The organism is Acinetobacter celticus, from assembly GCF_001707755.1.
In the GTDB taxonomy this organism is placed as follows: domain Bacteria; phylum Pseudomonadota; class Gammaproteobacteria; order Pseudomonadales; family Moraxellaceae; genus Acinetobacter; species Acinetobacter celticus.
The window spans coordinates 216,764-226,240 of the sequence record NZ_MBDL01000011.1; the positions used below are offsets into that span (position 1 = coordinate 216,764).

A 9,477-nucleotide genomic window follows, 5' to 3' on the forward strand; every position below is an offset into this window, starting at 1 on the left:
AAACTCGAGAAATAACATGCCATTATTCGTTGTAACCTGTACAGATAATGAAGGTACAGTAGAAAAACGCCTTGCCATACGTCCTCAACATGTAGCACGTTTACAAAAATTAGATGATGAAGGTCGTTTGGTGGTTGCGGGTGCAATGCCAAAAGACCCAAGTAATCCTCAAGCGGGTTTTTATGGCAGTACCATTATTGTCGATTTTGACAGCCGTGAAGCTTTAGATGCATGGTTACAAGATGAACCATTCCTTAAAGAAGGTGTTTACAGCCATATTGATGTAAAACCTTTCAACAAAGCGTTTCCAAAAGGATAAGTGACATGCGCGCCGTTGTTTCCAGCTTTCTGGGCCTATCATTACTTTGTTCTTCCGCTTGGGCAGTTGAAACTGTTCCAGCTCCCGCTGTAGCCCCTGCTGCGCAAGCAACGACTGCAATACCTCCACCACAAACCCTTCCAGCCAACAAACCAAGAATCTTACCTGAAACTGTGTCGGCGAATCCTAATGCCCTTCTTGCAGAAGACAAAACGCTGACCGCTGAACAATTGGTCAAAAATAAAGCGCTGCAAGAAGCCAAAGTTAAAGCTTTAGTCAAAGACCAACATTCACGTTTGCAACAACTGGAAAAAGCCAATTTAGATGCTTTGGCACACAATCAAGAGTTGCAACTCAAAAATGACAGTCTCGGTGTACAAGTTCAGGTCTTACAAAGCGAACGCAGTGCACAAATGTTTCTCTATGGCGCGGCTACCATTGCTGTAGGGGTATTTATGGGCTTTCTTATTGCCAGTTACCTCTATACCAAACGCCGTCGTCAATGGTAAAACGAACTGCTTCAATTTTATGTAAAAGGCTGAGCTGTGGTTGATGTAATTCGAACTGCTGAACTTGATTGGCAAGTTATTGATGGCATAGAGATTCCTATCTCTAAACAATTTGGTGATAGTTATTTTTCTAAAGACAATGGCTTGCTCGAAACTCGCCATGTTTTTTTAAACGGTAATGATTTGCCTGAACGGCTGGCTCAACTTCAAAATTTTGAATATTTCAGTGTGGGCGAAACAGGTTTTGGTACGGGTCTCAACACCTTAGCCCTTTGGCAACTTTGGCAACAGGTGCGCCCTGACAATCACAGTCGTTTGCATGTGATTTCTGTGGAAAAATTCCCACTGTCTAAAACCGATTTAATTCGCGCACTAAATGTATGGCCAGAATTGCAACCTTTGGCCCAGAAACTCATTGAGAATTATCCGCTTCCAATCGCAGGTTGTCACCGCTTGTCATTTCCTGATGAGCGCTTTTCTTTAGATTTATGGTTAGGCGACGCGCATGACGTATTTCCTATGATGGAAAAAAGTCATAAGGTAAATGCGTGGTTCTTAGATGGTTTTTCACCTGCGTGTAACCCAGAAATTTGGGAAGAAAATGTTTTAAAGAACCTTGTACAACTCTCAGCGGTCGGCACGACGTTCACCTCCTTTAGTGTTGCAGGTGTACTCAAACGTGGTTTAAGACAACATGGCATCACTATTTTTCGTCCACGCGGTTTTATGCATAAACGTGAAATGCTCAAAGGGATTTGGTTGGAAGAAAAGCCAACTGAACCCTTGATTGCAGATCGTCCGCTACAACAAAAAACAGATATCAAACCGCAGTCCATCTTTCAACAACGTCAAATTGCAATTATTGGCGTAGGAATCGCAGGTTTAAATTGTGCATGGGCATTGGCTCAACGTGGCCATCAAATCACGCTCTATGACAAAGTAGCACCTCTTGCAGGGGCATCGGGCAATCCTATGGCTGTCTTAAACCCACAACTTTGTTCCATTCAGCAAAATCCTGAACATTTAATGACCGCAACGTGGCAGTATGCAAACCAATATTATGCCAAGTTTGAAGCATTTCGAGCGATTCAAATTCATCAAATGGCATTGAAAGACGCAGAAGAAAAACTTTCTTTAGCCGATCAATATCCAGACCATGTTCTGTATGCAGAATCTGCATCGGCAATTGGGCTAAAAACCCAGTTTTCTAATCTGAACCTCAGCTATGCTGGTGCTGTATCGCCACATCAGCTGTGTGATCAAATTTTGCAACATCCGCTGATTCGGTATCAACAAGCCGACATCACTCGCATTCAAAGTACAGACTGCGTTCAACTGTTTAGTACAGATCAATTGCAGGGAAAATATCATCACGTCATTATTTGTGCATCCCATAACAGTGGTCAATTTACACCGCAATATCCATCCTTAAAACCAATTCGTGGGCAAGTGAGTTGGGTCAAAAATGCAGAAAATAGCTTAAGTCCCCAAAAAGCCTATAGCTATGGTGGTTATTGCATGCAACTCGATGCAGAGCATTTAATCCTGGGTGCATCTTTTCACCCGAATCGGGTAGATGATGAGGTGCTTTTAGAAGACCATGTGCATAACTACCAACTAATCCACAATGTCTTTCCAGAGTATGCGCAATCCTTAGCACCACCTGAAACATGGCAAGGGCGTGCATCATTACGCGCACAAAGTCCAGACTACTTCCCTGTGCTAGGAAAACTACAGGATGATCAGGAAATTTATACCCTTGCAGGCTTAGGCTCGAAAGGTTTTTTATATGCACCGCTGTGCAGTGAAGTACTGGCATCACAAATTTTGAATGAAGCATGTCCAATTTCTGCATCATTATTCAAAAAATTGAGTACACAAAGATTTAAAAAGAAAGTGAAACCGAAAAAACCTTATTTTAAGCCGACACTGTAGATGGTTGCACCAATCCAAACTTTTTTGATTTTTATTGCAGAATTATTTTAGGTGCTTAATCTTAATGCTTAAATAAATATCATTAATAAAAAAGCGCCTTACGGCGCTTTTCCTACTTTAGCTTATTTACCTTGCTCTAAAGGTAAACCTGCATCACGAGCAGCACGTGTACCGCCCATCAGAATGACATATTCGCGTGAGCTGTCGAGACCCTCTAATTTTTCAGCAGCACGCGGTGCTTTACTTCCGCCACCACATAAAATGTAAATGGGTTGATCCGTTGACACCTGAGTTAGGCTGCTTTCTGAAAGATCACCGATTGGCTGATTAACAGCACCTTTAACGTGTGCTTCAGAATAAGCATTTGAATCGCGTACATCCCAGATAATCGCATTTTCTGGGAACTCAAATGTTGTAATTTCTTGCTTACGGATCATTGTGCACTCCTTTGATATAAACAACACTTGGCAAATGAAGAAAACATCCCTAGCATCTCAGATATTCTTTCCCTTTGTAAAGGTTAAACTATGCCATCTTTAGATATTGTTTCAGAATTAGAGATTTTTGAAGTAAATCATGCAGTTCAAAACACGCAAAAAGAAATTGCGACACGCTTTGACTTCCGCGGTCAAGACGTTTCGATTGAACTGAGTGAAAAAAACAAAGAAATTAAAATTTCAGCTGAAAGTGATTTCCAGTGCGAACAAGTTTATAGCATGCTAGAAGGTCATTTCTTTAAACGTAAAGTTGATATTCAAGCTCTTGATCCACAAAAAATGACTGCTTCGGGTAAAAATATAATTCAAGTCATTAAACTCAAAGATGGACTTGACTCAGATACTGCGAAAAAAATTAATAAGGCCATTAAAGAAAGTGGCATCAAGGTGCAATCTTCTATTCAAGGCGATAAAATCCGAGTTACGGATAAAAAACGCGATACATTGCAACAAATTATGGCGTTCTTAAAAGAACAGCAATTTGGCGTGCCTTTACAATTTAACAACTTTAAAGATTAAGGCAGGCATCCTGCCAAGCAGAGGAATACATGGCACAGCGCAATCGCTTATCTAAATTGGTTCAAAGCACCACGAAATTTCCACACGGTATTCGCACTACCTTGTGGTCTAAGGCCTTTGGACGCATTGTCCCTATGGTTGGTACTGCAAAGATTCGTTATGAGGCTGTGAGCGCTTCTAGCGTGACCGTTCGGCTAGCGAATCATAAAGCTATGCAAAACCATATTGGACAAGTCCATGCCTGTGCCATGGCCCTCATTGCGGAAACGGCAACTGGCTTTGTTACCGCCATGAATGTACCCGACAGCTCTATTGTTCTCATTAAAAGCTTAAAACTAGACTTTAAACGCCCAACCAAAGGGGCAATCAAAGCGATTGCCACTTTAACGCCAGAGCAACAGCAAATGATGCAAAATACCGAAAAAGGTGAAACATTGGTTGCTGTCACCGTTACAGATGAATCAGGTGAAGCACCGATTCAATGTGAAATGCTGTGGGCTTGGCTATCTAAAGCTCAGTTAAAAACTCGCACGTGATCAATGTAAATAAAACTTACCGTTAGGTAAGTTTTATTTTTTAAATACAGCTTCCACACCAAATCGTATGGCCTTGTAAATACATTAAGCTTAAGCCCGATGATGAAAAAATAATTATCACATCCTGATTGTTGCTCTCCATCCCCGCTTTTATCTACCTATAACTAAAACCCTACCGATAACAACAAAAGCGTAGCACATAGTAAAACATTGAGATATTCAGCCAACTATTCCAGCTAAAATCAAACTCGCAATATCATGTTTTAAAATTTTAAATTTCTATATAAAAACAAAAGGCCAGTTTAAAACTAGCCCCTTAATTCACACATCAATTGATTAAACACTTGTTGCAGCAAATTTCTCTTTTACTTCATCTGGAATGTAGCGTTTAGCACCTTTCACATCGACGGCAACAAAGGTAAATACGCCTTCAGTAACACGAATTGGATCACGGGAACTGTCATGACTGTCCCATACTTCAATTTGCATTTGAATCGAGGTATTACCCACTTTTAAAATTTTGGTATAGCAACTAATCACATCGCCCACTTTTACAGGAACCAAAAATGTCATTTGGTTAATGGAAATAGTGGCACAACGCCCTTTACTGAAGCGTTCTGCGTGAATAGCTCCTGCTAAGTCCATTTGTGACACAATCCAGCCACCAAAGACATCACCACTCCAGTTGGTATCTGCCGGCATGGCAATGGTTTGGAGGGAAAGGGTTCCCTCCGGTTTTACATGAGAATCTGACACTTTAACTCCGAGCCCTTATTTACTTTTGGCTAGTCAATTGTTGATCTAGCCATTGTTGCAACTCACTAGATCGTAGCGCACCACTTACTCTAGCCACTTCAGTGGTTTTATTCATGAAGACTAGCGTTGGGATACTTCGAACATTAAACGCGCTACTTAGACGCGGGTTTTCTTCGGTATTAATTTTAGCAAAGACCACATTCGGATACTGTTTAGCGACTTGTGCAAAATGTGGCGCCATCATTTTACATGGCCCACACCACTCTGCCCATAAATCAATCAAAACAGGTAAATCACTGTGGGTGATAAAGCTACTAAAATTTTGTTCATTCAGCTCAATAGGTGCAAGCGGAATTAACGCTTGATGACATTGTCCACAAGTCGGACTTTCTGCCAGTTTTTCTTCAGGTACGCGATTTTTAGCGTTACAGCTTGGACAAACGACAATCATTTAGCCAACTCCAATGTGTTGATTTAAAAATTCTAATTGAACCGACACTGCTTTTTCAAACCATTTTCCATGATAAATATCAAAATGTTGCATTTCCCATTCATGATATTCAACATAAGGCGCAATATTGGTCGCTGCTTCACGGCTGATTTCTAAAGGAATTAAACTGTCATTTTTAGATGCAATATATAAAACAGGAACAGCGATACGTCTTAAATTTTGAATTGGACGGTAACGAATGAAGTTAAAAAAGACTCTGGCTGGAATCTCACCGCTCCAATAATAATCGGGATGAATAATCGATTGATAACCTTGGTAGGCATCGGCTGTTGGAACAAAACATAACTCATTTTCAGCCACAATAGGCAATGTTCGAGGCAACATACCAACCTTCGCCCCCATATAATCTTGGCTCGAAACTTTTAAGGCTTTAGACAGCATCTGCAAGGGATACTGTTTTGCACTTTCAGCACCATCAACAAAGGGATTATGTGCCATCACGGCTTGAATATTTTTATTTTCCGAAGCCATTTCCAATACATAGCCTGCACTTAAGGAAATCCCCCACAATACAATTTTACGGTTATCAATCGACTTTCGCTGGGCAACATGCATAAGCATGGTATGCCAATCGTCCAACTGAGCTTGTAGGGAAACCAACTCTCTTGGTCGTCCCGTACTTCCGCCCCAATAACGATAGTCGAATAAGACCACAGCATAGCCGGCCTGTGCATAACGTTTTGCAAATTGAATCAATTTAAACTGACGTAAACACGCTAGGCCATGAGCCATTATAATCACGCCAGGTTTATGTTCTGTTTTGGGTCGATAAAAATCGGCAGCAATCACATCCTGCCCACTTTTTACATATAGAGGCTCAACCGTATAAGCGTGCATATGCACTCCATGTATTATTTTATGGTTGTAATCATTTATAAAAAATTCAATACATCAAACGCATATTAATGCTTAATGCTATCATAAAGAATAATCTTATTGTCTCAATTATGGAGTGACAGAATGAGCGAAAATGTGGGCTTTGCCGGTCAAATTAGTCCAGAACAAGTTGTTCAAGTAGCCGAAAAAGGCTTTAAATCGATTATTAATAACCGTCCAGATATGGAAGGTGGCCCAGAACAGCCTACTAGCGCACAAATTGAAGATGCGGCTCGTGTTGCTGACGTAGATTATGTTTATCAACCTGTGGTTGCAGGCCAAATTACTGAATTAGATGTACGCGCTTTTGCCAATCATTTTAATGAATTGCCAAAACCTATTTTAATGTTCTGTCGTTCAGGCAATCGTTCAAACAACTTATATCAGCTGGCAAAACAAATGGATTTGCTGGATGACTAAGCTTTTCTTACAAAGCTGTCTACTCAGTCTAGCCGTGTTCAGTACGTCATCAATGATGGCGCAAACTAACAGTACAGCACTCAATCATCATTTGAGTGTGGCTGGACAAATGACCGCGGAAAAGTTTGCCTTGCTGTTAAAGCAGCAAGGTTTTAAATCCATTATTGTCAATCGTCCAGATCAGGAACTTGGCAATGTGGTGACGGTCAATGAACTACGTACTATTGCTGAAAAATCTCAAGTTAGCGTTATTTATCAGCCAATAACCAGTGGTAAAACTTATCCTACAGACATTATTGAATTTGCTAAGTATTATAATGAGTTACCCAAACCCATCCTTATGATATGCAGAAGTGGTTCGCGCTCTTCTGCTCTTTTTAATCAAGCAAAAGCTCAGGGCTTATTACATGAATAAAGTTTTATTTCTTCTACTCTGCACGCTCGTATTCACAGGATGTAGCTCAATGAATGTCCGTCCGACTGTTGGTGTCAGTATTGGAACATCCATTTAGCTCTTTCTTCCCTTAATCAATAAAACAGTGTCTCAGTGCTGTTTTGATTTTCAAGTACGGTGTTACATAATCATTTAATAGATAAAGTTTTATTCTTTAAATTCCAGATTAAGCTTGATTAATAGTGACTCAATTTTGTTGTGACTTTATGTAAATATCTACCTAAAAGATATTGGCTAATGTTAGCTTGATTCAAAATGAGCGGGGATACTTATGTACGACATTATTATTATTGGCGCTGGAACAGCAGGAATTTCTGCATATAAAGAAGCGGTAAAACACACCCAAAACCTCCTCATTATTAATGATGGTCCTTGGGATACAACCTGCGCACGGGTGGGTTGCATGCCAAGTAAGGTACTCATCTCAACTGCGAATCGTGTTCATGAGATGCACCATCTAGATGGTTTAGGTTTAAGTGCACAAGTCAATATTGATACATCTAAGGTCATGCAACATGTCCAACAACTTCGTGACCGCTTTACACGTGCCACCTTAAAGGATGTCGATGCATGGAAAGCTGAGCACAAAATTTCGGGTCGCGCAGAATTTATCAATGCCAATACCATTCAAGTCAATGAAAAACAATATCAGGCCAAACACTTCATTTTAGCTGTGGGTTCAACACCAACCATTGATGAAAAAATGAAAGCGGAACTAGGCACACGCTTAATTACCTCAGATCAAATCTTTGAGCTTGAACAATTGCCTCAAGCACTGGCGGTCATTGGAAGTGGCGTCATTGCGATTGAACTCGCTCAGGCTATGCATCGTTTAGGCGTAAAAACCGATATTTTTGCCCGTAGTCGCAAAGTGGGTACTCTAGTAAGTGCTAATATGCAAAAACTGGCACAAGATGAATTAAGCAAAGAACTGAATCTTCATTTTGAAACATTGCCAACCGAATACAAAAAAATGCTCAATGGTGTTGAATTAAAATATCAGGAAAATGACCAGCAACACCTACTTAATGTAGATTATGTTTTGCTAGCAACTGGCCGTAAATCTTTATTAAATACACTGAAGCTAGAAAATATTGATGCTCAATATCAAGATCTAAAAAATTTACCAGTAGACCCAACAACAAAGCAACTTTCAAATCATTCAATTTATATCGTGGGAGATGCTCACACCAACGCCCCGATTCAACATGAAGCAACACATGAAGGACGTATTGTCGTTCAAAGTTGTTTAGAGCATAAAAAACCTAAAAATGTAAAAATATTAACACCTTTAGGGATTATTTTTAGTTCACCAGAAATGGCTTCTGTTGGCAAGAATGTGAAACAACTCTTAGATAAAAAAATAGAATTTGTAACAGGTTTTGTCGATTATTCAAAGCAAGGACGTGCAATTGTAAATGCAAAAAACCAAGGGGCTGTTGAGGTTTATATCGATAAAACGTCAAGAAAAATACTAGGCGCTGAACTCTTTTGCTATGAAGCAGAGCATCTCGCTCATTTGCTTGCATGGATGGTCAATGAATCACCTACAGTTGATGACCTGTTAGATAAACCGTTCTATCATCCAACATTAGAAGAAGGGCTAAGAACAGCATTAAAACATGCGCGTCGTCAGCTTGACTCTTAAGTATTTTCTATCTTTTAAATATTCTTTGATAATTATTTTTTTATGATTAAGCTGTTCTCAACAGGCTTGATCATTTCTATTCCAATCCTGAGGGTTTTCTTTATAGCGCATATCTCTCCGCTACGCGCTATAAGGGTCAGAAAGAGAAGTCAATTCCCAATTTTTCAGTCACTTATTCATACAAACTGAACATTTTTAACTAAGATGTGTCCTCATTTCATTTAATGAAGTTGATTAGTCCTTTATTTTTATTTATTTCCTGCATAAAAACCCCCCTCAGTCTTGTGACTGAGGGGGGTTTTTAGAATTAATGAGCTGGCGATGACTTACTCTCACATGGGTAACCCCACACTACCATCAGCGCAAAGAGGTTTCACTTCTGAGTTCGGGAAGGGATCAGGTGGTTCACTCTTGCTATTGTCGCCAGCACAACTGTTTATGACTACTCGCTATGGTCTTAATTACGTTGCTTACGCTTCGTTGTGCCTAGCTTTGGT

The 9,477-nt window shown here is 40.1% G+C and carries 12 protein-coding genes and 1 rRNA gene; 8 read left to right on the plus strand and 5 right to left on the minus strand.

The window, feature by feature from the left end; all coding sequences use genetic code 11:
• The first annotated feature begins 16 nt into the window (after positions 1-16).
• The 3 genes from BBP83_RS12360 to mnmC are packed head-to-tail and all read left to right on the plus strand — an operon-like array spanning position 17 to position 2,763.
• A complete protein-coding gene (locus tag BBP83_RS12360; RefSeq protein ID WP_068888996.1) occupies positions 17-319 on the plus strand; it encodes a YciI family protein in 303 nt (100 codons plus the stop codon).
• 5 nt (positions 320-324) lie between these two features.
• Positions 325-828: an SH3 domain-containing protein gene (locus BBP83_RS12365; RefSeq protein ID WP_068888998.1), complete on the plus strand. Its 504-nt coding sequence runs from the start codon at positions 325-327 to the stop codon at positions 826-828.
• Between the two features lie 36 nt (positions 829-864).
• Positions 865-2,763, plus strand: a complete 1,899-nt coding sequence (gene mnmC / locus BBP83_RS12370; RefSeq protein ID WP_068889000.1) for a bifunctional tRNA (5-methylaminomethyl-2-thiouridine)(34)-methyltransferase MnmC2/FAD-dependent 5-carboxymethylaminomethyl-2-thiouridine(34) oxidoreductase MnmC1 — start codon at positions 865-867, stop codon at positions 2,761-2,763.
• 122 nt (positions 2,764-2,885) lie between these two features.
• On the opposite strand, the gene BBP83_RS12375 is transcribed toward mnmC, so the two are convergent.
• Positions 2,886-3,200, minus strand: a complete 315-nt coding sequence (locus BBP83_RS12375; protein ID WP_068889002.1) for a rhodanese-like domain-containing protein — start codon at positions 3,198-3,200, stop codon at positions 2,886-2,888.
• A 90-nt stretch (positions 3,201-3,290) separates the two neighbouring features.
• Here BBP83_RS12375 and BBP83_RS12380 point away from each other — a divergent pair, with 90 nt between their 5' ends.
• Together BBP83_RS12380 and BBP83_RS12385 are read left to right on the plus strand one after the other, a co-directional pair.
• Positions 3,291-3,779 (plus strand): YajQ family cyclic di-GMP-binding protein, encoded by a 489-nt coding sequence (locus BBP83_RS12380; protein WP_068889004.1) that lies wholly within the window; start codon positions 3,291-3,293, stop codon positions 3,777-3,779.
• Between the two features lie 29 nt (positions 3,780-3,808).
• On the plus strand, positions 3,809-4,315 hold the full coding sequence (locus tag BBP83_RS12385; protein ID WP_068889006.1) for a DUF4442 domain-containing protein: 507 nt from the start codon (positions 3,809-3,811) through the stop codon (positions 4,313-4,315).
• 336 nt (positions 4,316-4,651) lie between these two features.
• Here BBP83_RS12385 and BBP83_RS12390 read toward each other — a convergent pair whose 3' ends face one another.
• The 3 genes from BBP83_RS12390 to BBP83_RS12400 all read right to left on the minus strand — a co-directional run bounded on the left by BBP83_RS12390 (position 4,652) and on the right by BBP83_RS12400 (position 6,419).
• The gene (locus BBP83_RS12390; protein WP_415502456.1) at positions 4,652-5,017 is read right to left on the minus strand and encodes an acyl-CoA thioesterase; all 366 of its coding nucleotides are present in this window, start codon (positions 5,015-5,017) and stop codon (positions 4,652-4,654) included.
• Between the two features lie 73 nt (positions 5,018-5,090).
• Complete coding sequence (gene trxC, locus BBP83_RS12395) at positions 5,091-5,522, minus strand: thioredoxin TrxC (RefSeq protein WP_068889009.1); 432 nt, start codon at positions 5,520-5,522, stop codon at positions 5,091-5,093.
• Positions 5,523-6,419, minus strand: a complete 897-nt coding sequence (locus BBP83_RS12400; protein ID WP_068889010.1) for an alpha/beta hydrolase — start codon at positions 6,417-6,419, stop codon at positions 5,523-5,525. It abuts the gene before it with no gap.
• Between the two features lie 123 nt (positions 6,420-6,542).
• Between BBP83_RS12400 and BBP83_RS12405 the strand changes: the two genes are divergently transcribed.
• The 3 genes from BBP83_RS12405 (at position 6,543) to BBP83_RS12415 (ending at position 8,980) form a co-directional block, all read left to right on the plus strand.
• Positions 6,543-6,878, plus strand: coding sequence for a protein tyrosine phosphatase family protein (locus BBP83_RS12405; protein ID WP_068889011.1), 336 nt, complete (start codon positions 6,543-6,545; stop codon positions 6,876-6,878).
• Positions 6,871-7,293, plus strand: coding sequence for a protein tyrosine phosphatase family protein (locus BBP83_RS12410; RefSeq protein WP_068889012.1), 423 nt, complete (start codon positions 6,871-6,873; stop codon positions 7,291-7,293). The genes BBP83_RS12405 and BBP83_RS12410 overlap by 8 nt, the downstream gene beginning before the upstream one ends.
• Before the next feature lie 310 nt (positions 7,294-7,603).
• Entirely contained in the window at positions 7,604-8,980 is a 1,377-nt protein-coding gene (locus BBP83_RS12415) for a dihydrolipoyl dehydrogenase (protein WP_068889013.1), read from the plus strand.
• Positions 8,981-9,293: 313 nt separating this feature from the next.
• Here the strand turns inward: BBP83_RS12415 and rrf are convergent.
• A 5S ribosomal RNA gene (gene rrf, locus BBP83_RS12420) occupies positions 9,294-9,408 on the minus strand.
• Positions 9,409-9,477: the final 69 nt, after the last annotated feature.